This window comes from Siansivirga zeaxanthinifaciens CC-SAMT-1, from assembly GCF_000941055.1.
Lineage (GTDB): Bacteria > Bacteroidota > Bacteroidia > Flavobacteriales > Flavobacteriaceae > Siansivirga > Siansivirga zeaxanthinifaciens.
Genome location: NZ_CP007202.1, coordinates 2150192 through 2174148, shown reverse-complemented (window position 1 = coordinate 2174148; position 23957 = coordinate 2150192). Strand labels below are relative to the sequence as shown.

General features: G+C 31.6%; 24 protein-coding genes and 1 tRNA gene. 16 read left to right on the top strand and 9 right to left on the bottom strand.

Going from position 1 to position 23957, the window contains the following annotated elements; translation table 11 throughout:
* From AW14_RS09845 to dnaN, 3 genes are all read left to right on the top strand, one after another.
* Entirely contained in the window at positions 1–486 is a 486-nt protein-coding gene (locus AW14_RS09845) for a hypothetical protein (RefSeq protein ID WP_044638647.1), read from the top strand.
* Positions 479–2146, top strand: a complete 1668-nt coding sequence (gene gldG, locus AW14_RS09840; protein WP_084708853.1) for a gliding motility-associated ABC transporter substrate-binding protein GldG — start codon at positions 479–481, stop codon at positions 2144–2146. The genes AW14_RS09845 and gldG overlap by 8 nt, the downstream gene beginning before the upstream one ends.
* Positions 2147–2308: 162 nt before the next feature.
* Positions 2309–3427 carry a DNA polymerase III subunit beta gene (dnaN, locus tag AW14_RS09835; RefSeq protein ID WP_044638646.1) on the top strand — a complete coding sequence of 373 codons (1119 nt, stop codon included), beginning with the start codon at positions 2309–2311 and terminating at the stop codon, positions 3425–3427.
* A gap of 138 nt (positions 3428–3565) precedes the next feature.
* Here the strand turns inward: dnaN and AW14_RS09830 are convergent, their stop codons facing one another.
* A complete protein-coding gene (locus tag AW14_RS09830; protein WP_044638645.1) occupies positions 3566–3904 on the bottom strand; it encodes a DUF4870 domain-containing protein in 339 nt (112 codons plus the stop codon).
* 166 nt (positions 3905–4070) lie between these two features.
* Between AW14_RS09830 and AW14_RS09825 the strand changes: the two genes are divergently transcribed.
* A complete protein-coding gene (locus tag AW14_RS09825; RefSeq protein ID WP_044638644.1) occupies positions 4071–5660 on the top strand; it encodes an aspartate:alanine exchanger family transporter in 1590 nt (529 codons plus the stop codon).
* A gap of 88 nt (positions 5661–5748) precedes the next feature.
* On the opposite strand, the gene AW14_RS09820 is transcribed toward AW14_RS09825, so the two are convergent.
* Positions 5749–6582 (bottom strand): universal stress protein, encoded by an 834-nt coding sequence (locus AW14_RS09820; protein ID WP_052647476.1) that lies wholly within the window; start codon positions 6580–6582, stop codon positions 5749–5751.
* A 218-nt stretch (positions 6583–6800) separates the two neighbouring features.
* Here AW14_RS09820 and AW14_RS09815 point away from each other — a divergent pair, with 218 nt between their 5' ends.
* From AW14_RS09815 to AW14_RS09800, 4 genes are all read left to right on the top strand, one after another.
* Positions 6801–7565, top strand: coding sequence for a DUF3108 domain-containing protein (locus AW14_RS09815; RefSeq protein WP_044638643.1), 765 nt, complete (start codon positions 6801–6803; stop codon positions 7563–7565).
* Between the two features lie 3 nt (positions 7566–7568).
* On the top strand, positions 7569–8060 hold the full coding sequence (locus tag AW14_RS09810; protein WP_179944491.1) for an FUSC family protein: 492 nt from the start codon (positions 7569–7571) through the stop codon (positions 8058–8060).
* Between the two features lie 124 nt (positions 8061–8184).
* Positions 8185–9237: a M28 family peptidase gene (locus AW14_RS09805; protein ID WP_044638642.1), complete on the top strand. Its 1053-nt coding sequence runs from the start codon at positions 8185–8187 to the stop codon at positions 9235–9237.
* A 63-nt stretch (positions 9238–9300) separates the two neighbouring features.
* Entirely contained in the window at positions 9301–10311 is a 1011-nt protein-coding gene (locus AW14_RS09800) for a M28 family metallopeptidase (protein WP_052647475.1), read from the top strand.
* 127 nt (positions 10312–10438) lie between these two features.
* On the opposite strand, the gene AW14_RS09795 is transcribed toward AW14_RS09800, so the two are convergent.
* A tRNA-His gene (locus AW14_RS09795) sits at positions 10439–10514 on the bottom strand.
* Between the two features lie 156 nt (positions 10515–10670).
* Positions 10671–11390, bottom strand: a complete 720-nt coding sequence (bshB1, locus tag AW14_RS09790) for a bacillithiol biosynthesis deacetylase BshB1 (RefSeq protein ID WP_044638641.1) — start codon at positions 11388–11390, stop codon at positions 10671–10673.
* 464 nt (positions 11391–11854) lie between these two features.
* On the opposite strand from bshB1, the gene pckA reads away from it, so the two are divergent.
* Positions 11855–13486, top strand: coding sequence for a phosphoenolpyruvate carboxykinase (ATP) (pckA, locus tag AW14_RS09785; RefSeq protein WP_044638640.1), 1632 nt, complete (start codon positions 11855–11857; stop codon positions 13484–13486).
* An 81-nt stretch (positions 13487–13567) separates the two neighbouring features.
* Here the strand turns inward: pckA and rlmF are convergent, their stop codons facing one another.
* On the bottom strand, positions 13568–14470 hold the full coding sequence (gene rlmF, locus AW14_RS09780) for a 23S rRNA (adenine(1618)-N(6))-methyltransferase RlmF (RefSeq protein WP_044639592.1): 903 nt from the start codon (positions 14468–14470) through the stop codon (positions 13568–13570).
* 345 nt (positions 14471–14815) lie between these two features.
* Here rlmF and AW14_RS09775 point away from each other — a divergent pair, with 345 nt between their 5' ends.
* Positions 14816–15472 carry an HAD family hydrolase gene (locus AW14_RS09775; protein ID WP_044638639.1) on the top strand — a complete coding sequence of 219 codons (657 nt, stop codon included), beginning with the start codon at positions 14816–14818 and terminating at the stop codon, positions 15470–15472.
* Positions 15473–15712: 240 nt separating this feature from the next.
* Here AW14_RS09775 and AW14_RS09770 read toward each other — a convergent pair whose 3' ends face one another.
* The 4 genes from AW14_RS09770 to AW14_RS09755 all read right to left on the bottom strand — a co-directional run bounded on the left by AW14_RS09770 (position 15713) and on the right by AW14_RS09755 (position 20151).
* Entirely contained in the window at positions 15713–15895 is a 183-nt protein-coding gene (locus tag AW14_RS09770) for a hypothetical protein (RefSeq protein ID WP_044638638.1), read from the bottom strand.
* Between the two features lie 3 nt (positions 15896–15898).
* A complete protein-coding gene (gene mscL, locus AW14_RS09765; RefSeq protein WP_044639591.1) occupies positions 15899–16342 on the bottom strand; it encodes a large conductance mechanosensitive channel protein MscL in 444 nt (147 codons plus the stop codon).
* Positions 16343–16452: 110 nt separating this feature from the next.
* Positions 16453–19638 (bottom strand): cytochrome c biogenesis protein, encoded by a 3186-nt coding sequence (ccsA, locus tag AW14_RS09760; RefSeq protein ID WP_044638637.1) that lies wholly within the window; start codon positions 19636–19638, stop codon positions 16453–16455.
* Positions 19639–19764: 126 nt separating this feature from the next.
* A complete protein-coding gene (locus tag AW14_RS09755) occupies positions 19765–20151 on the bottom strand; it encodes a group III truncated hemoglobin (RefSeq protein WP_044638636.1) in 387 nt (128 codons plus the stop codon).
* 59 nt (positions 20152–20210) lie between these two features.
* Between AW14_RS09755 and AW14_RS09750 the strand changes: the two genes are divergently transcribed.
* The 6 genes from AW14_RS09750 to AW14_RS09725 all read left to right on the top strand — a co-directional run bounded on the left by AW14_RS09750 (position 20211) and on the right by AW14_RS09725 (position 23952).
* Positions 20211–20981 carry a Rossmann-like and DUF2520 domain-containing protein gene (locus tag AW14_RS09750; protein ID WP_044638635.1) on the top strand — a complete coding sequence of 257 codons (771 nt, stop codon included), beginning with the start codon at positions 20211–20213 and terminating at the stop codon, positions 20979–20981.
* The gene (locus AW14_RS09745; RefSeq protein WP_044638634.1) at positions 20962–21471 is read left to right on the top strand and encodes a KdsC family phosphatase; all 510 of its coding nucleotides are present in this window, start codon (positions 20962–20964) and stop codon (positions 21469–21471) included. The genes AW14_RS09750 and AW14_RS09745 overlap by 20 nt, the downstream gene beginning before the upstream one ends.
* 7 nt (positions 21472–21478) lie before the next feature.
* Complete coding sequence (locus AW14_RS09740) at positions 21479–21796, top strand: hypothetical protein (RefSeq protein ID WP_044638633.1); 318 nt, start codon at positions 21479–21481, stop codon at positions 21794–21796.
* A gap of 10 nt (positions 21797–21806) precedes the next feature.
* Positions 21807–22718, top strand: a complete 912-nt coding sequence (locus tag AW14_RS09735) for a geranylgeranylglycerol-phosphate geranylgeranyltransferase (RefSeq protein ID WP_154662148.1) — start codon at positions 21807–21809, stop codon at positions 22716–22718.
* A 3-nt stretch (positions 22719–22721) separates the two neighbouring features.
* Positions 22722–23315, top strand: a complete 594-nt coding sequence (locus AW14_RS09730; RefSeq protein WP_044638631.1) for a Maf family nucleotide pyrophosphatase — start codon at positions 22722–22724, stop codon at positions 23313–23315.
* A 103-nt stretch (positions 23316–23418) separates the two neighbouring features.
* Positions 23419–23952 (top strand): mechanosensitive ion channel domain-containing protein, encoded by a 534-nt coding sequence (locus AW14_RS09725; RefSeq protein WP_044638630.1) that lies wholly within the window; start codon positions 23419–23421, stop codon positions 23950–23952.
* Positions 23953–23957 lie beyond the last annotated feature (5 nt).

The following is a 23957-nucleotide window of genomic DNA, read 5'->3' as shown; positions in this document are numbered from 1 at the left end:
ATGATTTACACGCCTACCTTTATTGTTTTATTAATAATCGTGTTTATTCTTGTTTGGCTATTTACAAACACCATAGATAAACGCAAATGGTTAAGTTTTTTAATTAGTTTGGCCTTAACGCCCATTGTATATTATTACGTTTTATATCCTTTAATAAATATTTTTAGTGATTATCACCATCAAAAACATTTTGATCAGGCTGCTTGGGTTAGCAAACCTGCACTACGCTATGAAATGAGTAACGAAATGGTTGAAAAAAACATTTTTTTAGGCAAAACAAAAGCCGAAGTTGAAGCAACCCTTGGAAAACCAGAATGGTTTGGTTGGGACGATGCCATTAAATCGAATTCTAAAGACAAATGGAATTACAATTTAGGTTTTAAACCAGGCGCTTTAAACATGAATCAAGAATGTCTTGAATTGGTGTTTGAAAACAACACGGTGGTTAGCACTAAACAATATCAATTAGAAACTAAATTTGAGTAAAAAAGCAAAACATATTGTCGTTTTAATAATAGCAATACTTGCTGTTAATTTATTTAGTAAAGTCGTTTACAAACGTTTCGATTTAACTGAAGACAAACGTTTTACCTTAAGCGAGACTGCTGTTGATATTGTTGAAAACATAGATGCGCCCGTTATAATTGATGTTTTTTTACAGGGCGAAGATTTTCCTTCGGAGTTTAGAAGACTTCAAAACGAAACCAAACAACTTCTTGAAGAATTCGCCGCCATCAACAACAATATTATATTCAACTTTATTAATCCTATTGAGGATGAAGCGAGCCGCGAGCGCAACATTCAACAATTAAGCGCAAGAGGGTTAATGCCCATGCAATTAAGTGTTCAGGAAAATGGAAAATCGACACAAGCTATTATATTTCCTTGGGCGTTAGCTAGTTATAATGATGAAACGATTACCATTCCGTTGGTAAAAAATAAAATTGGCGCCGATCAACAAGAATTAGTAACAAACTCGGTTCAACATTTAGAATATGCATTCGCCGATGGTTTAAGCAAACTAACCACTCCAAAACATAAAAAAATTGCTGTTTTAAAAGGGAATAATGAATTGAGCGATAAATATATTGCCGATTTTATTAAGAAAATTGGTGAGTATTACTTTATTGCGCCCTTTACTTTAGATAGTGTAGAAACCAATGCGCAAAAAACACTAACTAAGCTAGAAGATTTCGATTTAATTATTGCCGCAAAACCAACCGAAGCTTTCACCGAAGCAGAGAAATATGTTTTAGACCAATACACCATGAATGGTGGCAAAAGCCTCTGGCTTGTTGATGCTGTGGCAATGGAAAAAGACAGTTTGTACAACGAAACCGGAAAGAATTTTGCCATAACCAGAGATTTAAATTTAACTGACTTTTTCTTTAAATACGGCGTAAGAATAAATCCTGTTATTACCAGCACACTATACTCGACTCCAATTACATTGGCTATTGGCGAAGGAAGTAATGCTCAATTTCAACATTTACAATGGCCTTATTCGCCATTAGCGGCATCTAATAACAATCATGCAATTACCAATAATTTAAATTTAGTGAAATTTGATTTTGCCAATCAAATTGACACCTTAAAAAACAATATTAAAAAAACAATTTTGCTGGAAACGGCCCCTCTAACAAAATTAGAAGGCACGCCGCGAGAAATTAGTTTAGATTTAGTTACGCAGCCACAAGATCCGGCATTGTTTAATAAAGGAAATCAGACTTTAGCTGTACTTCTTGAAGGTACTTTTACATCGGTTTATAGCAATCGTATTAAACCTTTAAAATTAAAAACCGATAAACTTAAAAGTGCACCAACAAAAATGATTGTAATTGCCGATGGCGACATCATTAAAAACGACGTTGTTAGAAATAAACCGCAAGAATTAGGTTTCGATAAATGGACAGGACAATCTTACGGAAATAAAGAATTCTTATTGAATGCTGTTAATTATTTACTTGACGACAACGGACTTATAAACATTCGAACCAAAGAAATTGCAGTTGCTTTTTTAAATCAAGAAAAAATTGCTTCAGAAAAAACGACTTGGCAAATCGTAAACATCTTATTACCACTTATATTACTAGCTGCTTTTGGTGTTCTTTTTAGTTACATAAGAAAGAAAAAATACACTGCTTAAATGTTAATAAGTTTGTTTCCTATATTAGTATGTATAGAATATATTTGTAAATAGCATAATAAACGCTCAAACTCATTTATTTAGTTGTTAAACATTTGAATAAAAACCCGCTTTAAGGGATATTCAATTATTAAAAACTCAATAAAATAATATAGTTAACACATGAAATTTATAGTATCAAGTACTTATTTATTGAAACAATTACAAGTTTTAGGTGGTGTTATAAACAGCTCTAATACTTTACCTATTTTAGATAACTTTTTATTTGAATTAGACCATAGTAAATTAACAGTTTCTGCAAGCGATTTAGAGACAACCATGTCTTCTAATTTACAAGTAGAAAGTGAAAGCGAAGGCAGTATAGCCATTCCTGCTAGATTATTATTAGATACTTTAAAAACGTTTCCAGAGCAACCTTTAACCTTTGTTGTTGAAGATAATAATACTATTGAAATTAGCTCAAACCATGGTAAATATGCTTTGGCTTACGCCGATGGAAAAGAATTCCCAAAAGCTGTAACACTAGATGACCCAAGTAAAACGGTAGTTACAGGCGATATTTTAGCAACAGCTATTAGCAAAACTATTTTTGCTGCTGGGAATGACGATTTACGTCCGGTAATGAGTGGCGTATTTTTTCAATTTTCAACAGAAAGTTTAACTTTCGTTGCTACCGATGCTCACAAACTAGTTAAGTACACCAGAGAAGATGTTAAAGCTAGCCAAGTAGCCGAGTTTATTATGCCTAAAAAACCTTTAAATTTATTAAAAGGTATTTTGGGAGGTAGCGAAGACGATGTCACTATAGAATATAACGATTCTAATGCTAAATTTACTTTCGAAAATTCGGAGTTAATTTGTCGTTTAATTGATGGTAAATATCCAAATTACGAAGCGGTAATTCCAAAGGAAAATCCGAATAAATTAGTAATAGACAGAACACAGTTTTTAAACTCTGTTCGTCGTGTTAGTATTTTCTCTAACAAAACAACACATCAAATACGTTTAAAAATAGCTGGTGCCGAACTTAATATTTCTGCTGAAGATATTGATTACAGCAACAAGGCCGAAGAGCGTTTAACTTGTGATTATCAAGGAGACGATATTCAAATTGGTTTTAACTCTCGTTTTTTAACAGAAATGTTAAACAACCTGAGTGCAGATGAAGTACAATTAGAAATGAGCTTACCAAATAGAGCAGGTATTTTAACACCTGTAGATGGTCTTGATGAAGGCGAATTAGTAACCATGCTTGTAATGCCTGTTATGTTAAACAGTTAATTATAATTCTTTTTGTTAAAGTTAAATCTTAATTACACCACATTCTTTATCAACTAAACTAAACTTTTAGATACTTTAACAAAATACAAAAAAGCTCACCAAATTGGTGAGCTTTTTAATTATCTCAAATAAACATTTTTAACTAATAAAATTAAGAGATAATGGGTATGTTGGCACTTCGCCTCTATTTGCTTTAATCGCGTTTACAATTGGCAATACAACAGATATAATTCCTAAAATAATAAAGCCTACAAAACCTATACCGCATAAAAGCACCAAAGGAATACATAAAATACAGTAAACGAGTAAGCTTAATTGAAAATTAACAATTCGTTTTCCGTGTATATCCATTTGATAAACTTTATCTTTTTGCGTGTACCAAATAAAAAGTGGTAACAACAAACTACCAAAACCTATGACTAAGGTTATTAATTGACTCAAATGGGTAAGCATTATAAGTTGATTGTCTTCTTTCATTATGATTTATTTTTGATTGATGTTTATAGGACGTATCAAATAAACAATTGTTACATTATGCATATAAAAATTCAAAACAATATGAATTTTAGATACTTGATATAAATCAGATTTATAAATTCTGTTTTGTAATACATTTGTTAAACAATTTAACACGACTAACCACATGGATTTTGTAAATACCACTTACCTGGCGCTTTTTTTAATTATTTGCTTTGGTTTTATTCTAGGAAACATAAAAATAAAAGGCATTTCGTTAGATATCTCTGCCATAATATTTGTTGCATTATTATTTGGCCATTTAGGTGTTGCGTTACCCGATATTTTACAAAAAATAGGCCTCATACTTTTTATTTACACGATTGGTTTACAGGCTGGTCCGGGTTTTTTCGATTCGTTTAAAGAACATGGTAAAAATCTCGTTATCATATCTGTCATCATTGTACTTTCTGCGGCCCTAATAAGTCTTTTATCTATTTTATTTTTAGATATTGAAAAACCAATTGCTATAGGACTCATGGCTGGCGCATTAACTAGTACACCTGGTCTGGCAACCGCCATAGATGTAACTCATTCGCCATTAGCATCCATTGGCTATGGTATTGCCTACCCTTTTGGAGTTATTGGTGTTATTCTTTTTGTAAAACTATATCCAAAGATTTTTAAAATTGAAATTTCTAATGAAGAAGATGCTTATAACTTAAAGAATAGTAGTCATTATGAAATGATAACAAGCAGTCATTTTGTAGTTGAAAATGAAAGTGCCATTAATAAAACTATTGAAGAATTGCGGGTACGATCGATGACTAAAGGTGTTATTTCTCGTGTTATGCATAAAGGTAAAGCGTTTACTCCAGAAAAAAATACGGTTTTACATAAAGGAGACTTTATTAAAGTAGTTGGTAGTAAAGAAGCCTTAAAACGAGTAAAACTTTTAATTGGTCCTAAGGCCGATATTGAAATTTCTTTAGGAGATCAATACATTGTGCAATCGTATTTATTAACAAAAACAGAATTGGTTAATAAACATTTAGGGGAATTAAATCTTTTAAATAATTATAATGCCACAGTAACCAGAATTCGAAGAAGTGGTATTGACTTAGCGCCTAGTCCAAATTTAAAGCTTCAAATGGGTGATAAATTAATGATTGCCTGCTCTAAAGATAATGTGCTTCAAATATCTAATTTAATTGGGGATAACAAAAGTAAACTGTCTGATACTAATTTTTTCCCTCTGGCGCTCGGTATCGTGTTAGGTATTTTAGTAGGTGGCGTTTCATTTTCTTTTGGAAACTCTTTAACTTTTAATCTCGGACTTACCGGTGGCGTGTTAATCGTGGCCATGATTTTAGGTCGGGTTGGAAAAACGGGGAACATTCTTTGGGTAATGAGTGGTAATGCCAACCAATTATTGCGACAGTTCGGTTTGATGCTCTTTTTAGCAACCGTAGGAACTAAAGCTGGTGCAACCTTGGTAGAAACATATTTACAATATGGTATAAAATTATTTTTAGTTGGTGGCTTAATTACCTTAGTACCCATGTTATTTGCTACCATAATAGCTCGAATATTTTTTAAAATTAATTCTCTTACCCTTTTAGGAACTTTAACTGGAGCTATGACGAGCACACCTGGTTTAGCTGCTGTAGACAGCATGACTAAAACCAATGCGCCTTCTGTTGCCTATGCTACAGTTTATCCCATTGCTATGGTGCTATTAATAATTTGCGCTCAAATACTGGGTTTAATATTTTAAAAAACTATAATCTATTAAAAGTAAAACAGCGTTTCATTTTATATTGAAACGCTGTTTTTTCATTTGAAAAAGAAAAAAATTAACGCATTTACTTAATAACCAATAACGGAATATTGATGCTGTAAGCAACACTTTCAATTTTTAATTTATAAAATAAACGTTCAAATAAAGAGTGTGATTTGTATTTCATGGCTAGCATTTTAACGTTATTATCTTTTATATAACTCTCTATTATTTCAAAAACATGTTCTTCATTGGTAGTGAGATTTTTAAAATCAGGATGTTCGAAATTTTTATTAAAAAAATCAATATTTTTATCTAATTCAACGGCAAAATCGTAGTCACAAAACACATGTAAAACACTTAATTTACTTTCGTTTAAATTAATAATCTCTTTTAATGGTTTCAAATCATCGCCTTCGTATAAAGTGGCATAACTTGTTGTAAATGTTACATCTTTTAAATTTGAAAACTTGCAATTTTCTGGAATTACCAAAACAGGCAAATGGCAACGCTGAATAACTTTTACCGTGTTACTGCCAAAAACAACTTGTTTTAAACCGGTAGCACCTTTTGTGCCCATAATAATTAAATCAATTTGTTTTAATTCTGAAACCTGATTGATAGAGTCTATAAAATTATCGTAATCAACTAGCGTCTCAAATGTATGTTTAGGGTTGTTGTAATGCTTGTTGATGCGCTTAATTATATTGGATAACGATTTCTTTGCTGCATCAATAATGGTATTGTAAATTGTAGCCGTAGATGTAACCGCCATCATATCATCCGATATAAATGAGGATGCCCTTTGCACATTAAGCAAATAAAATTTACAAGTTTCATTTTTATACAATTCGATGGCATAATTAATGGCATTAATAGAGTTTATAGAAAAATCTGTTGGTAAAAGAATTGTTTTCATCTTAATATTTTAAGTAGTTTCATTCTAAAATTTTTAAAATGAATAAGCTTCTTTTATAAAAGTAATTCAGATAAAACCAAGAAACTATGACAAATATCAGTCAGACAAGTAGATATAAAATCAGAAAATAAAAAATTAGTATAATTTATTAAAGCATCGTATTTTCGGCACAATAAATGTAATTGGTTACGTTATAGAATTTAACTTATAAAATAAATATGCGACTTTCAATAATTTTTATCTTTTTATTATCGCTAAAGCTAAGCGCCCAAAATACTGCTGTAAACTCTGGTGAAAAATTAGTTTACACTGCCTCCTACAACATGTCTGGTATTTTAAACGATTTAGCTCAAGTTACTTTAGAAACTAGCACCGTAAAAACATCTAAAGCAACTTTATTAAAATTAAAATGTACAGCGGCTACTTACAGCAAATGGGACAGTTTCTTTAAAATTAGAGATTTATACGAAACCTACGTACACCCTAGCACTTTAACGCCTTTTCTACATACTCGAGACATTAATGAAGGTAGTTATTACAAATACATGAAATATACTTTTAGCCATAAAACGAACACGGTTAAAAGTTTACAAAAAAAGAAAAACAACCAAGTAGAAAATAAAGATGTAAAAATAAACTCGGGTACAAAAGATATCGTATCAACAATATATAGTTTAAGACTTATCGATTTTAAAAATTTATCTGTTGGCACCAGTAAAAACTTTACTATTATTTTTGACAGAGAAGAAGTTAAGGCTAAAGTTACTTACTTAGGAAAAGAAACAATAAACACTGCCATAGGTAAAAAAGAGTGCTTCAAATTAAGTGTTGGATCTAGTAAAAGTAATGTGTTGCAAGGTGCAAATAATAACCTAATTTGGTTAACTGCAGACCAAAACAAAATTCTTGTTTACGGTAAATTTAAAATTCCTGTTGGTAATGGTGAGTTAAAAATTAAATCTGCCACTGGTTTAAAAAACTAATAAATGAAAAAATTATTTACCATTTTAGCTGTAATAGCAGCGTTTTTCGCAATCCTTTTTTCGGTATTACCCATATCAAATTTGGCTATTTTGCCTGCTATTGGAGCCTTTGCTTTTGGTTTCGCAGCTTTTTATTTATCTAAAAAAACTGGCGAAGTAAAAAAAATAATTCCATTTACATTTTATTTAACTATTTGCGCTTTAACTATTACAACTTACAAAGCGCTATTTAATACGCCCGAAGTCGTTAACACCGAAGTTTTAGAAGAAATAGGAAACATTCATGAAGAAGAAGCCATCGATGAACTTGAAAGTTTAGATTTAGATGCTTTAGAAATTGATGACACCGATTTAGAATCTATCGACATGAACGACACCGAAATAGAAGATATTCAAATAGAGACCAACGATATTGAATCTATTGAAATTAATGAGTCTGATATTGAAAATAGTGAAGAAATTATTTCTGAATTAGAAGAATTAGAAATTAATTAGTAAGTAATTAGTAAGTAATTTCTTGTTATTAATTATATTTGTATTTTAAAGAAATATAATAAATCATTTCTAGCCCTAAGAATTGGATTATTGGTAGCTTATAAAATTAAAATAAAAAGCACGCATGAAAATCATTTCAATTCTCTCTGCCTTTATTATTGTTGGCACTTGCTCTAAACCTAGGTACACAGCAAGAATACAAAACTTAAAAGATAGTATTCAAATTAAGGACAGTGCGACTATATGTAATTATGCTAATACCATTACATCTCAAGAGTTAAAAACATATCTTTATGAGTTTGATTCTAAAGAGTTTCAAGGAAGACGAGCAGGTGAACCTGGACAAAAAAAAGCAGCAAACTATTTAAAAACGTATTATACAAACAAAGGTATAGCCTCACCTTTCGGAAACTCAAATTATTTTCAAACCATACCAGAAACTTTCTTTTCTGATGGTATTAAGGCATCAGAAAATGTTTTGGCTTATATAAAAGGAAGCGAAAAACCAGAAGAAATTGTTATAATATCGGCACATTTAGACCATTTAGGGGTTACAGAAGAAAACGAAATTAATTATGGTGCCGACGACGATGGCTCAGGTACTGTAGCCCTTATGGAAATGGCTGAAGCGTTTCATTTAGCTCAAAAAGATGGTTTCGGTCCAAAAAGAAGTATTTTATTTCTTCATTTAACTGGAGAAGAATTGGGTAAAAAAGGATCGGAATTTTACACAAAACACCCCGTGTTTCCGTTAGAAAATACCGTAACCAATTTAAATATAGATATGATTGGTCGTGTAGACGACAGGCATAAAAACAACAAAAACTACTTATATATTATTGGTGCCGATAGACTTAGTAAAGAATTACATTATCTATCTGAAAAAATAAATAACACGTTTTATCATATTGAATTAGATTATCGCTTCAATGCAGAGAACGACAGAAATCAATATTACAACAGGTCAGACCATTATAATTTTGCCGTAAAAAATATTCCTGTTATTTTTTATTTTAACGGTGAGCATGAAGATTATCATTTACCCTCAGACACTCCCGATAAAATAGAATACGAACTTTTAGAAAAACGTACAAAATTTATTTTTGCTACAGCTTGGCAAATTGCAAACCAAGACAAGAAGCTCGCATTAGATATCGATAATGAATTGTTAAATTAACTAAAAAATAAGTAAGTCTATTAATTCATTTTCGTAATATCGTATTAAATAAATTTAACCGAAATGAAAAAAATAGCTATACTTTTAGCGATTACTATTTTAAATGTATCTTGTATAACTTCACAAAATACAGAAAATCTAGAATTAGATGCTGCTGTTTCAGAATTTTCAAAAACTATTAAAGCCGAAACTTTAAAGCAGGAATTATACATTTATGCTTCCGATGATTTTGAAGGAAGAAAAACAGGAGAACCTGGACAAAAAAAAGCCATTAATTTTTTAAAAGAACAATACGAGTCCATGAAAATAGCTTCACCTCTTTCTGAAGATGATTATTTTCAAGAGATACCTCAATCGTTTTTACCTAATGGCATCAAAGCTTCAGAAAACGTTTTAGCCTATATAAAAGGTAGTGAAAAACCAGAAGAAGTTATTATAATTTCAGCCCATCTAGATCATATTGGTATTTCAAAAGATGGAAGTATTAATAATGGTGCCGATGATGACGGCTCTGGTACAATTGCTATTTTAGAAATTGCAAAAGCTTTTAAGCGTGCCGAAAATGCAGGATTTGCACCAAAACGAACAATCTTATTTTTACACGTAACAGGTGAAGAAATTGGGTTATATGGCTCGCGATATTACACAGATGTAGATCCTGTATTTCCATTAAAAAATACGGTGGCCAATTTAAATATAGATATGATTGGTAGAATTGATGATAAACATAAAGACAATAAAAACTATGTTTATCTTATTGGTTCAGATAAATTAAGTCAAGAATTACACGATATTTCTGAAGCCGTTAATAAGAAATATTTTAATATGGAATTCGATTATACTTTTAATGATAAAAACGATCCAAATCGTTTTTACTACAGATCAGATCATTACAATTTTGCGAAAAACAACATTCCAGTTATTTTCTATTTTAATGGAACTCACGACGATTACCACAAACCTACAGACACACCAGATAAAATTGAATACGATTTATTAGAAACAAGAACCCGTTTGGTTTTTAGCACCGCTTGGGAACTGGCTAACCGTGAAGAAAGAATAAAACTTAAATAAAGTATACTTTAATTAAATACTATAAAAAGAGGTTTTTCTATTTATTTGAAAAACCTCTTTTTTTATTTCCTGTTAAAAGTTTAAACCACAAAAAAAACCTTTCAATAAATTGAAAGGCTTTTATTTTGGGTGGAAGACCGGGCTCGAACCGGCGACCCTTGGTACCACAAACCAATGCTCTAACCAACTGAGCTACAACCACCATGTAGCGTGCATTATAAATGCGAGTGCAAATGTAATTGATTTCATTCTTTTCTACAAAGACTTTTTTAATATTTTTTATTTATTTTTTTAAAATAATTACAACTAATTCATCTGCTTATACTTATTAAAAAATATAGAACTTCAATTATTCCATCCTATTTTAAATCAAATAAACTATCTACAGCCACATAACGCTCAACATTAAATCCTTCGGCGTATTCTACGCCCACCAAACGTCCTAAATCTCGTGCTCTGTAAATAATACTATCGGTAAAATTTTTACTTGAAATTGGCGTCTGTGGCTCTTTACTGTTTTCATCGTAAAACTGTGTTTTATATGCTAATACCGATTTCATTTTAATATCTATAAACTCAGAAACATCTACAACAAAATCGGGTTCTAGATTTTTCCACTGCATGTAATGATATACTTGTTTGGGACGCCATGGTTTTTGCAATGCACCTGCATCGTCTTTTGTTTCAATTTTTAAGAGTCCGCTTAAAAAACATGCATCCGAAGCTAATTTACTTCCTTTCCCATGATCGATATGTCTATCGTCGATGGCATTACATAAAACAATTTCTGGTTGATATTTTCTAATCATTCTAATTAATGCCAATTGATGTTTTTTATCATTTACAAAAAAACCATCAGCAAATTTCATATTTTCTCTTACAACTACTTTTAAAATTTCAGCGGAGTTTTTAGCTTCAATATCACGAGTTTCAGCAGTACCTCGGGTACCTAACTCACCTCGGGTTAAATCGATGATGCCTACTTTTTTTCCGTTTGCGGTTTCCTTAGCTATAAGTGCTCCACAACCTAATTCTACATCGTCTGGATGAGCACCAATGGCAAGTATATCTAATTTCATAAATTCTATATTTTTTCAAATAAAAATCGAATATTTTATTCTTATGCGTTTTTATGGTCTTGTTTTGCAGCAAATTACTTTTTATTCTCCGTTTTAATATAAAATAAAACCACCTTTTAGTTGTAAAAATTAAAACTACTACATATTAATAATTACGAATACGTTTTCGTATGCATTATTAATATTTTTTTACTGAAAATAATCATAATATCTTAAAAGTGATCTGCTTTTTAAAAGCATGACATTCGTCATACTTTTTTGAAATTTTCGAATGTAATTTTATCATGTAATATTAAAACAACCAATACCTTATAAAAAAAACAGGCTGATTTTGGATGTGTAAAATTACTAAACAAATTTAGATATATCTTATAAATAAACATCAATTTAAACATAACAACTTGTCTAAATTAAAGGCAAGATAACCAAAACAATATTAGTAAGAATCTTAAAAAAAGAACAAAATGAATAATTTACAAACAGTCGAGACTCAAGTAAGCTTAGAAATCTACGGACTTAAAAACGTCACTGCTCATTGGAACTTATCTCCTGAAAAACTTCAGCAAATTACCGTTGATAAAAAAATGGGTAAAGAAACAAAAAACGGTACCTTATCTATTAATACTGGCAAATTTACAGGACGTTCTCCTCAAGATCGTTTTATTGTAAAAGATGATTATACTGCCGACAAAGTTTGGTGGGGAAAAACCAATAAACCGGTTTCTACAGAAAACTTTAATAAACTTAAAAACGAAGTAACTAAATACCTCTCTGGCAAAGAGTTGTATGTTAGAGATGGTTATGTATGTGCCGAACCAGAATTTAGAACAAACATTCGCACAGTAACAGAACTTCCTTGGTCTAACCTATTTGTTTATAATATGTTTTTACGACCAAGTGAAAAAGAACTTGAAAACTTTAGTGAAGACTGGTTAATTTTGTGTGCTCCAGGGTATGTGTGTCCAGATCCTGCTGCTTACGGCATTCGTCAAGGTAATTTTTCAATTATAAATTTTACCGATAAAATTGCTTTGGTTGGTGGTTCTGCTTACACAGGCGAGATGAAAAAAGGTATTTTTTCTGCTTTAAACTTAATTTTACCTGTAGAAAAAAATGTACTACCAATGCACTGTTCTGCAAATGTTGGTAAAAAAGGTGACACAGCTATTTTCTTTGGATTATCTGGAACTGGTAAAACAACGCTTTCTGCCGATCCTGATAGAAAATTAATTGGAGATGACGAACATGGATGGACTGCCGACAATACCATTTTTAATTTTGAAGGTGGCTGTTACGCAAAAGTAATTGACTTAACCGAAGAGAAAGAACCAGACATTTTTAGAGCCATTAGACCCGGTGCTTTATTAGAAAATGTAGTGTTTAATGCCGATGGCGACCCAGATTATTTAGATAGTAGCATTACACAAAACACTCGTGTTAGTTACCCTATCTATCATATTGATAATATCCAAGAAACATTGTATGCAAACAACCCTAAAAACATTTTCTTCTTAACATGTGATGCTTTTGGTGTATTGCCTCCAGTATCTAAACTAACGCCAGGTCAAGCAGCTTACCATTTTATATCTGGTTATACCGCTAAAGTGGCAGGTACCGAAGCTGGTATTACAGAACCTGTACCTTCATTCTCTGCATGTTTTGGAGAACCATTTATGCCATTACACCCTGCAAAATATGGGGAAATGTTAAGTAAAAAAATGCAAGAAGCCGGTGTTAATGTATGGTTAATTAATACAGGTTGGAGCGCTGGTCCTTACGGTGTTGGATCTCGTATTAAACTTAAATACACCAGAGCCATGATTACCGCTATTTTAAATGGGGAACTAGACCATGTAGATTATGAACAAAATCCAATATTTGGTTTATTTATGCCTAAATATTGTCCTGGAGTACCAACCGAAATGCTAGACCCAATGAATACTTGGTTACAAAAAGGAGCTTATATTGGAAAAGCTATACAATTAGCACATTCATTCCATTTAAACTTTGAGAAATTTGCACACCAAGCAACGCAACAAATTATTGAAGGTGGTCCTCTAATTGACGAACATCATCATTTAGAAGAACACATTTAATAGGTTCTTATTTTAAAATGAAGGAGCTCCTAAGGAGCTCCTTTTATTTTTTCTATTAAATATTTTTTTTTTAAAAACTGGTTATTTTACCCAGGCTTCTTGTTCGTCTTTTGTTAAAAATGTCCAGGCAACAATTCTAGTAATTTTGTTACCATGTGTCATATTAATAACTTTAATATCTGTAGCTCCAAGCTTCTGTAAAGATTGTTTTATACCTTTTACTAAATCTTTTTTTGATACTAACGAAGTAAACCAAAAACACCTGTTTTTAAACAACGAACTTTCATATAAGTAATTATGAAGAAATGCTTTTTCACCACCTTCGTAAATCAATTCATTTTGAGTACCTGAAAAATTTCTAATAACTTTATCTGTTGGCTTATTTAATCCATTAAGTTTTCTGCTTGTGGCCTCTAATGCTTCTGTTTCAGATTTATAAAATGGCGGATTACACATCGATACCGAGAAAGTGTCTTCGGCATTTAAAACACCCTTTAAAATAAGCGTTTTGTTTGCTTGATGGCGTAACTTAATATCCTGTTGAAGATTATTTTTATTTATAATTTGCTGAGCTGTTTTTAACGAATCTTTATCAATATCTACTCCTACAAAGTTCCACTTATACAGAGACTGTCCTAAAAGAGGATAAATACAGGTCGCGCCTACTCCAACATCTAAAACCCTTATATTTTGTTTTACTTTTGATTTTTTTAAAAGTTGCGAAATACAATCTATATAAGCAACTCTACCTGGAATGGGCGGACATAAATTGGAATCTGGAAACTCCCAATACTTTATACCATAATCTTTTTTTAACAGAGCTGTATTTAATGCTTTAACAGCTTTAGGATTTGCAAAATCTAAGGTTTTTGTTTGATAATTATTCTCAAAAATATACGAGGTTAACTCTGGATGCTCTTGGCTTAGTGCATCAAAATCATAACTCGATCTAATTTGTTTTTCTTTATTATTTGAAGTTTTCAATAAAAAGTGTTGAAAGGTTTTGGCAAAGATACCTTTTTTCACCCCAGCTATTAATTAAAAGTAAGAATCAAACTTTGCTGTTTTAGACTCTTATTTATTTCAACAAAAAAAATGAGCAAATAAATAATCTAAATTCTAACTGCAAAACGTGTTTTTAATTAGGCTGTTATTAATGAAACTGCTGCAAACAATTCTCTCGATTGTTCTTTGCAAAGTACCTAAGCGGCTTAATAAACTTTATAAGATATTTCTACTAAACTGGATGTTAGCACATTTTAAAATGAATAGTAAATAGAACCTTAGGCTAATATTCTTGATTAAATTATCTTCGCAAAAAAAATAAAAATGTTACAAGCTGTAATTTTTGATATGGATGGGGTTATTATTGAAAGTGAACCACTTCATTACAAAGCCTACCATAAAATGTTTGAAGATGTTAATATTGAAGTATCTGCAGAGTTTTACGAATCGCTCACCGGAAAATCGACTTTAAATGTTTGTAAGCAAATTTGTGATGCTTTTAATTTAAGTGAATCTCCAGAAACATTAGTGTCAATAAAGCGTAAACATTATGATGATATTTTTGAAAACGATAAAACCTTCGATTTAATTGAAGGTGTTTTAGATGTGATTAAAAATTATCATGACAACGAATTAACCTTAATTTTAGCTTCATCGGCCTCCATGCCAAGTATCGAACGTATTTTTAAACGATTCGATTTAAATAAATATTTTAAAGCAAAATTAAGTGGTGCCGAATTAAAAGCTTCAAAACCACATCCTGAAATTTTCATTAAGGCTGCAGAAGCATCAGGTTTTAAAACAGAAGAATGTATAGTTATTGAAGATTCAACAAATGGTATTATAGCGGCAAAATCGGCTGGTATTTTTTGTGTAGGTTATGATAGCTTTCACTCTAAAAACCAAGATTATAGTAAAGCCGATTTAGTTGTAAAAGATTTTAGCGAAATCCATTATAACAGAATTAAAGATTTACTTTAAAACTGCATATTCAAAAATGAATAAAATCGAATAACTAAGCTTTGTAATTAACAAAACCTTTTTTTCTTTATTAATTAATACTTTATAAGAAAGTAGTATGCATAATAAAAATAAAATTCTTGTAACTAGGTCAAGGTATTAACTGGCTTCTTCAATTAAATATCATCGCTATTTGAACCAGCTTGTATACTCATTAGAAATAATAAATAAAAAACTCTTGACAAAAATTTTAGTAGGTTTTTAAAAATTATGTCGAATTATAAAAAAATAATTATTTTCTTGATGCTTAGCTTGTTGAATTATGGCTTTTAAACGTTCTTTTCTAATGGCTTCTTCTTTCTTTTTTTTCGCCTTTTTTTGATCCATTAATTTGGAGTGTTTGGCTTTGTTTTTAGTATTTTTATCTCTCCCTGTTTTTGCCATAAACTACTTTTTTTGTTTTAATAAAGCGTTTTGTTCTTTCATTAAATCGTTAATATTAGAAAGTAATTCTATGTCTTTTGGAGTTGTTACCGTCGTATCGTTCGTGTCGTGGGCTCTGTTTTTTAATCGATTCATAAACTTAACAACAATAAAAATAGTAAAGGCTACAATTAAAAAATCTAAAACAGCTTCGCCTAACGCACCATAACCTATAGCCACTTGGTCTGTAACAATATTCCCCGAGGCATCTAAAACAGCATCTTTTAAAATAATATTTTTATCCTTGAAATTTACACCATCGGTTAATAATGATAGTGGTGGCAAAAATACTTTTTTAACTAAAACATCGATTATTTTATTGAAGGACGCGCCAATAATAATACCTATTGCCATGTCCATCATGTTTCCTTTTACCGCAAATTCTTTAAACTCTTTAAATAATTTCATAGCTGCCATATGGTTTCAAATTACATTAATTATGGCTAAAAATAAACTAAAGATTATTTTTGAAAAAGTGAAACGTAACAAAAATTGAATTTCAGAAAATAAAAAACAGGCTACTTTTTGTAAAATTTAGCATACCCTCGATAAGCAAAAAACCCAATTACAGCAACAATAACACAGGTTACTAAAATGAATTTAACACTTACTATTTGGTCGCCACTTGCATAACTATGCAGGCCCGCTAGGTAGAAATTAACTCCAAAGTAAGTCATCATGATGCTGGCAAAAGCAATAATAGACATCAGGTTAAAAAACCAACGACCACGAAGTCCAGGAATCAATCGCATATGAATTACAAAAGCATAAACCATAATACTAATAAGCGCCCAGGTTTCTTTTGGATCCCAGCCCCAGTAACGTCCCCAACTTTCGTTTGCCCACATACCGCCTAAAAAGTTTCCAATGGTTAACATAACCAAACCAACGGTTAAGGACATCTCGTTAATAATGGTTAGTTCTTTTATGTTTAAGTCCATTTTTACTTTATTCTTTTCGGTAGTAAAAATCATCAAGAATAACGATACCAATCCTAAAATCATACCCAAAGTAAACGGCCCGTAACTCGCCACAATAACAGCAACGTGAATCATTAACCAGTAACTATCTAAAACAGGCTGAAGGTTGGCAATAGCAGGATCCATCCAGTTCCAGTGGGCAACCATTAAAATCATAGATGTTACAAAGGCTGTTGAAGCTAACGTTAAATCACTTTTTCTTCCGAAGGCTAAACCAAAAAACATAGTGGCCCAAGCAACGTAAATCATCGACTCGTAAGCATCACTCCACGGTGCATGCCCAGATATATACCAACGCGCTATTAAACCCAGAGTATGCAGTATAAAAATGCCTAAAATGATGCATTTAAAAACTATAACACTTACATCAATAACTTTATTTTTCTCCTTAAAAATTTGAATAATTAATAGAATAAACAGTAAACTACCAGCATATAAATACCAACTAAACAATTTTTTAAAAATGTCGTATTTGTTGTATAAAATCTCTGTTTTAACTTTTTTATCTGTTAACATAACACTGCCTCCATATTGGTGCTGTGTCTTTTTAAAAGCCTCCAATAGCTTGGTTGCATTTGTAAAATCGCCCGTTTTTTTAGCCGCATTTAAAGCATACAAGTAAGTATTAAATCCTGCTTTTATGAAGTTACCATAAAGCGTATCTTTAATTTTATGATTATCGAATTTATAATCGTAAGCCGAAATCCATTTGTTATTAGGGTCGTTTGGAATAGGAAATATTTTTAAAGACATGCCTTCAACCGTATTGTATAATAAATTAACACGTTGATCGGCTTCTTTAAATTCTTTTTGAAACGCATTCGGTGTCATTGCTTTATAAGCTTCATCTAAATACGGAGCCAATTTATAAGTACCTTTATTACTGAAGAAATCGGCCAGTGTAACATATTTTACATCTTTATCGACACCAATAATACTTCGTATTGTATCTGCTTTTTTAGGCTTTAAATAGATGATTGGTACGTTATACCACAGCATCGGACTTTCTTGAATAGACAGAAATACCTGATTGGCATCAAAATCTCCGTATGTGTCGCTTTTACTTAATTTTCGAAGCATTTCTGATGCATATGTGTTAACAGGCATCATACGTCCGCTTAAATCCTGAATAACTAAATATCCAAATCTATCGGCTTCTTCTTTAGGTGTGATGTTGGCCGCTAAAATAGAATCTATTTGCATTTTGGTTGGCGCCGTATGATTGTGTGCGTCGTTTGCAGAATGTTCTTGAGCAAATCCATTCAAACATAAAAAAAACAAGAAAATGCCTAATAATTTCGTTTTTTTAGCTTTCACTTTTTCCAACATACTTTCTAAATCTTTAAAACGTGAGCCTTTAACGAAAAGGATGGCCAACAATCCTAAATACAACAAAAAGTAACCAATGTAGGTTAGCATGGTGCCCCAATAATCGTGATTTACCGATAAGATGGTTCCTTTTTCATCGGGATCGAAACTCGATTGGAAAAATCGGTATCCACGATGGTCTAAAATATGGTTCATAAATATTTTATAATCGAAGCTTCCTTCTTGCTCGTCGATAACGGTTACTTTACTCGAAAAAGACGAATAGCCCTTTTCAGTTCCCGGATAACGCTCGGCTTCAAAATCGTTTAGTTTTATAGAAAAAGGAAGTTCTAAAACTTTAGAGCCATATTTAAAAGCAAAATCTAATCCGCCCACCGAAATTTGTTTAAATGGGTTGTTCATACCTTTACCACCAAGCAAACCAATGCGCTCTGTAATACCGTTAGTAGTTACTTTTAATACAACACCATCTTCGTCATTTTTTAAAATTTTCGATTTTTGAACAATATCAAAAACACCTTTTACCACTGGTTTTGGAAATACCATTTGCATATTTCCAATAACATAACGTGATCTTAATTTTAGTGGTTGAATACTGTCTTTAATCAACGTACCCTTTGCCATGGTAGCCATAGTCATGTATTCACCTTCAAAAGGCGAATTAATGGTTAAATCATCGTTTTGGTAGGTTAAATTTATTGCACCATCGGTAGGTTTGTTAAGTGCAATTAAAACCCCATGAATACTTTGTACTTCGCCAACCTTAAGAAAATGGTTGTGTGGTCCATTGCTCCCTGCTTCAACAATTTTTAAGTACTCCTCGCCATGATCGTCGGGAATAATATCTTCTTCGGCTCCTTTTATAAACTTTTCAATTTCAATAGTTACCGGTTGCTGGTCGTATTTGGTTTCAATTTTAAAATCATTTTTCAACCTTGCCGAAAAATCAACTTCAAATTCTAAAGGCAAACGTTGTGGTACGCCATCTATCATATAATCGCCATCAATATAGGTGGTGATATATGTTTTTTGAGAAAGAAACGCATTTTCGGTTTCGCCTTCTCTAATGGACATCATCCCTTCGTAACTGATGTATCTGGTTATAAAAGCTCCAATAAAAATAAAAATAAACGCTAAATGCAAAATAAGCGTGCCCCATTTTTCTTTTTTATACAGTTGGTATCTGCCAATATTTCCAATAAAATTAATGGTGAATAACAGCATGATAGCCTCGAACCACCAAGCATTGTAAATTAAATTTCTAGTGTATGGTGTTGGCGATGTGGACTGGCCTGCGTCTAAAAAAGTACCTATTGCCATAGCAGCAGCAAAAGCAATAAATAAAACAGCTGTAAGACGTGTTGAAAAAATTATTTTGGAGATTTTATTTTGCATAATGAAAAGCCCTTTTAAGGTCGTGCAAATTTAAGTATTAAAGTTGATTTTGAAGTGTTAAAGTTTAGAAAAAGACTTACTAAAGCCGAGGCTAACTAATTTATAATTTTACTTTAATAATTAAGATTATTGGCGGGCTTCAAAAATTTTTAAATATAAAAAAGTTCCCATTTTTCGAGCTCGCCGTTTGGCGTTATCGGCATTTTCACCTTCAAAAAATTGGTCTATGGTTTGAAACCATAAATTTAACCACAAGCCAAAATGGAGTTCGGTTATGGTTTTATTGTGCACCTGATCTACTTTTACATGAACCTCTAAAGGATTGCCTAAATATTTGGTTTTCAAAAACAAACTAGATTCCCAAAAACTGGTTAATCGTTCTAAATGCGCATCCCAATCTGTAATAGCTTCGTTAAAAAATGGTGCTAAAACAGCGTCTTTTTTTACTTTTTCGTAAAATGAAGAAACTAGCAAAAATACATCGGCTCTGGTTTTAATATCTTTCTTTTGCATATACAACAAAGATACTTGTTTGCTTTTTTATGTAAGCTAATTATGGTTATTTTTGCGATATGATTTCAGTAGTTATTATTGGCGCAGGAAATGTAGCCACACATTTGTACCGAGCTTTTAAAGCAGCCGAAAACATATCGGTTATTCAATGGTATAATAGAAATTTAGACACATTAAAACCTTATGCTAAAGAGGTTGAAATAGTTAACGATTTAAGTGCCTTAAAAGAAGCCGATTTATACCTTTTGGCCGTTAGCGACGATGCTATTAAAAGCTTAACAAATAAACTCCCTTTTGAAAACCGACTGGTAGCACACACCTCTGGAAGTGTTGGCATTTACGATATCGATAAAAAACATAAACGCGGCGTTTTTTATCCCCTGCAGTCGTTTAGCAAAGCGGCTAAATTAGATTTTGCAAATGTTCCCATTTGTATTGAAGCGCTTGAAAGCAAAGACTATCATGTTTTAAAAAATCTGGCTATAAGTATTGGCAGTCCTACCAAAAAAGTAAATACAGACCAAAGAAGGGTTCTGCATTTAGCGGCTGTTTTTGTAAACAACTTTACCAATCAACTTTACAGAGTAGCGCATGAAATTACAGAAAGTGAAGGCGCCGAATTCGATTTATTAAAACCATTAATACTGGAAACCGCAAAAAAAGTGCAAGATTTATCGCCTTATAAAGCACAAACGGGTCCTGCAAAACGCAACGATAAAAAAACGATGAGAAAACATTTAAAACTTTTAAATGAAACACCGCATCATAAAGCTATTTACGAATTATTAACCGAATCGATACAACGTACCCATGGAAGAAAAAAGCTATAAAGAATATTTAGAACACATTACCACATTTATTTTTGATGTTGATGGTGTTTTAACCGACGGATTTGTTAATGTTACTTCTGATGGTGAATTGTTAAGAAAAATGCACGTAAGAGATGGTTATGCTTTAAAATACGCCATAAACGCGGGTTATAACATTGCTATTATTTCAGCAGGAACCAACGAAGGGGTAAAAATTAGATTGGAAGGCTTAGGAATTCCTCACGTTTATTTAGGATCGACCAATAAAGTTGACACGTTTAAGCAGTACATTAAAGAAACCAATATTAAACCCGAAAATATACTTTATATGGGCGATGATATCCCCGACAGACAGGTTATGACCATGGTTGGTTTACCTACCTGCCCACAGGATGCTGTTCCAGAGATTAAAAGCGTTTCCAAATATATTTCACATCGAAAAGGTGGTGAAGGAGCCGTTCGTGATGTCCTTGAACAAGTATTAAAAGTTCAAAACAATTGGATGGTATAACCCTTTTATGAATCGTGTAAAAAGACGCATTAAAAACGGATTTGGTTACATTGGCTTTGGTAATAGTCAAAGTGTATTTAATCAGAAAAACAATAGGCCATTTTCTGTTTTAAAAGAACAACTAAATAACGAATCGCATTTTCATTACGAAATTCATTTTACTCATAAAAACCTGAGTAAATTAGAAAAGGATATTATAAAAAACAACATTCGTAAAGATGCTAAAAGACAAAATATAAAAACCGTAGTTGTATCTACTATCCTTTTTATTTTGGTTTTACTTTTAATTAAATACCTTATAAATAATTTTACATCTAGAATTTAATTCATTCATTTTGAGTATTCTTAAACTTATTCGCTGGAAAAACCTCGTTATGATTGGCATGGTACAATTACTTGTAAAGTATGCCTTTTTGGAGCCTTTAGGAGCGTCAGTGCGTTTAGATACCACAGGTATTATTATATTAATATTAGCCACAATGTGCATTGCTGCTGCTGGTAATATTATAAATGATATTTACGATGTAGAAACCGATTTTGTAAACAAACCCAACAAATTAATAGTTGGTAAAACCATAACAGAAAAAGCAGCATACAATTGGTTTTTAATTTTTAATATTGTGGGCGTTGGTCTGGGTTCTTACTTAAGTCATGTCGTTAATAAAAGTGCCTTTTTTTCGTTGTTTGTTATAACCTCGGCACTGCTATACATGTATGCAACCTATTTAAAGCAAACCGTATTTTTTGGCAATTTGGTAATAGCTATTTTAGTTGGGCTAAGTGTTTTAATTGTTGGTTTTTTTGAATTAATACCGAGTATGAACCATCTAAACAGAGATACACAACTCGCTTTTTTTAAAGTCATTTTTCATTACAGCTTGTTTGCATTTGCTATTAATTTAATAAGAGAAATAGTGAAAGATATAGAAGATTTTAAAGGCGACTCTAAAGCCAGCATTCAAACGTTTCCTGTTAGATTTGGAATAAAAAAAGCAACGCATTTCGTTTTTATATTAACTCTTATTTTGGCTTTAATAATCGTTATTTATGTAAATGAAATTTTATATAAAAACATAATAGCTGTTCTCTACTTTTTAATTTTTATTATTGGTCCGTTAGTTTACGTAGCTATAAAACTTCTTACAACCAAAACGAAAAAAGACTTACACCAAGTAAGCAATCTTCTAAAAATCATTATGCTTTTCGGGATGCTTTCTTTACTTTTATACAAGTACATCTTAATTTAAAATATGTTAAGCGAAAAACTCAAAAACCATCATATTATATTGGCTTCAGGTTCGCCCAGAAGACAGGAATTTTTCAAAAATTTAAATTTAGATTTCGAAATTAGATTGAAACCTATTGAAGAAAATTATCCCGCCGAACTCACTCACTTACATATAAGTAATTATCTTGCAGAATTAAAATCCATTCCTTATAAGAATGAATTAAAGCCCAATGATATTTTAATAACAAGCGATACCATTGTTTGGCACAACAACAAAGCATTGGGCAAACCAATCGATGCTACCGATGCTTTCAATATTATAAAATCGTTAAGTAACACCACACACGAAGTCATTACATCGGTGTGCTTTACAACCAATTCGTTTCAAAAAACCATTCACGATATTACAAAAGTTACTTTTAAAGCATTAACCAACGAAGAAATTGAGTTTTATATTAAAACCGCCATGCCCTTCGACAAAGCTGGTGCTTATGGTATACAAGAATGGATTGGACAAATTGGCGTTGAAAAAATTGAGGGTTCCTATTTTAATGTTATGGGTTTACCCACGCATCTTGTCTACAAAACGTTAATAGATATTGCCAACCAAGCATAAGTTTGTATCTTTAATTCTTAAAATTAAACGAATATAATCAACACAAGTTTTCAAGTAATCGGGCTTGTTTACTTTAAAATCACATTCAAATTTTTCAAAATTTATGACCTTTATAGAAGCATATCAAAAACAATTAATCATATCGGCATTTGTACTTTTATTTTTATTTATAGTAAGACTCATACTTAGGTTTGCTATTAATAAAATAGGACACAAAACAGGAATTAACGATGCCAGAATTAGATTAATTAGGAGATACTCTACCGTAACCCTTATCATGTTGGCTATTTTAATTGAGTCCTTTATTTTTGGCACAGACTTTAAGGATTTAGCTGTTATTTTCTCGTCTATTTTTGCCGTTATTGGTATTGGTTTGTTTGCCGTTTGGTCTATTCTAAGCAATATCACTTCGGGCATTATTATGTTTTTTAATTTCCCATATAAAGTTGGTGATAAAATTGAAATTCATGATCATGATTTTCCAATTAGAGCTATTATTGAAGATATTAGAGCCTTTCAAGTTCATCTTAGGTTAGAAAATGGCAATTTAGTAACTTACCCTAATAATTTAATGCTTCAAAAAGCAGTGACTTTAATTCAAAAAGATGCTATTGAAGACGATATGGAATCAATCTAAATATT

Coding starts and splice junctions, on each gene's coding strand:
- AW14_RS09845 (WP_044638647.1), top strand. CDS start 1: ATGATTTACACGCCTACCTTTATTGTTTTATTAATAATCGTGTTTATT.
- dnaN (WP_044638646.1), top strand. CDS start 2,309: ATGAAATTTATAGTATCAAGTACTTATTTATTGAAACAATTACAAGTT.
- AW14_RS09830 (WP_044638645.1), bottom strand. CDS start 3,904: ATGAAAGAAGACAATCAACTTATAATGCTTACCCATTTGAGTCAATTA.
- AW14_RS09825 (WP_044638644.1), top strand. CDS start 4,071: ATGGATTTTGTAAATACCACTTACCTGGCGCTTTTTTTAATTATTTGC.
- AW14_RS09820 (WP_052647476.1), bottom strand. CDS start 6,582: ATGAAAACAATTCTTTTACCAACAGATTTTTCTATAAACTCTATTAAT.
- AW14_RS09815 (WP_044638643.1), top strand. CDS start 6,801: ATGCGACTTTCAATAATTTTTATCTTTTTATTATCGCTAAAGCTAAGC.
- AW14_RS09810 (WP_179944491.1), top strand. CDS start 7,569: ATGAAAAAATTATTTACCATTTTAGCTGTAATAGCAGCGTTTTTCGCA.
- AW14_RS09805 (WP_044638642.1), top strand. CDS start 8,185: ATGAAAATCATTTCAATTCTCTCTGCCTTTATTATTGTTGGCACTTGC.
- AW14_RS09800 (WP_052647475.1), top strand. CDS start 9,301: ATGAAAAAAATAGCTATACTTTTAGCGATTACTATTTTAAATGTATCT.
- bshB1 (WP_044638641.1), bottom strand. CDS start 11,390: ATGAAATTAGATATACTTGCCATTGGTGCTCATCCAGACGATGTAGAA.
- pckA (WP_044638640.1), top strand. CDS start 11,855: ATGAATAATTTACAAACAGTCGAGACTCAAGTAAGCTTAGAAATCTAC.
- AW14_RS09775 (WP_044638639.1), top strand. CDS start 14,816: ATGTTACAAGCTGTAATTTTTGATATGGATGGGGTTATTATTGAAAGT.
- AW14_RS09770 (WP_044638638.1), bottom strand. CDS start 15,895: ATGGCAAAAACAGGGAGAGATAAAAATACTAAAAACAAAGCCAAACAC.
- mscL (WP_044639591.1), bottom strand. CDS start 16,342: ATGAAATTATTTAAAGAGTTTAAAGAATTTGCGGTAAAAGGAAACATG.
- ccsA (WP_044638637.1), bottom strand. CDS start 19,638: ATGCAAAATAAAATCTCCAAAATAATTTTTTCAACACGTCTTACAGCT.
- AW14_RS09755 (WP_044638636.1), bottom strand. CDS start 20,151: ATGCAAAAGAAAGATATTAAAACCAGAGCCGATGTATTTTTGCTAGTT.
- AW14_RS09750 (WP_044638635.1), top strand. CDS start 20,211: ATGATTTCAGTAGTTATTATTGGCGCAGGAAATGTAGCCACACATTTG.
- AW14_RS09745 (WP_044638634.1), top strand. CDS start 20,962: ATGGAAGAAAAAAGCTATAAAGAATATTTAGAACACATTACCACATTT.
- AW14_RS09740 (WP_044638633.1), top strand. CDS start 21,479: ATGAATCGTGTAAAAAGACGCATTAAAAACGGATTTGGTTACATTGGC.
- AW14_RS09730 (WP_044638631.1), top strand. CDS start 22,722: ATGTTAAGCGAAAAACTCAAAAACCATCATATTATATTGGCTTCAGGT.
- AW14_RS09725 (WP_044638630.1), top strand. CDS start 23,419: ATGACCTTTATAGAAGCATATCAAAAACAATTAATCATATCGGCATTT.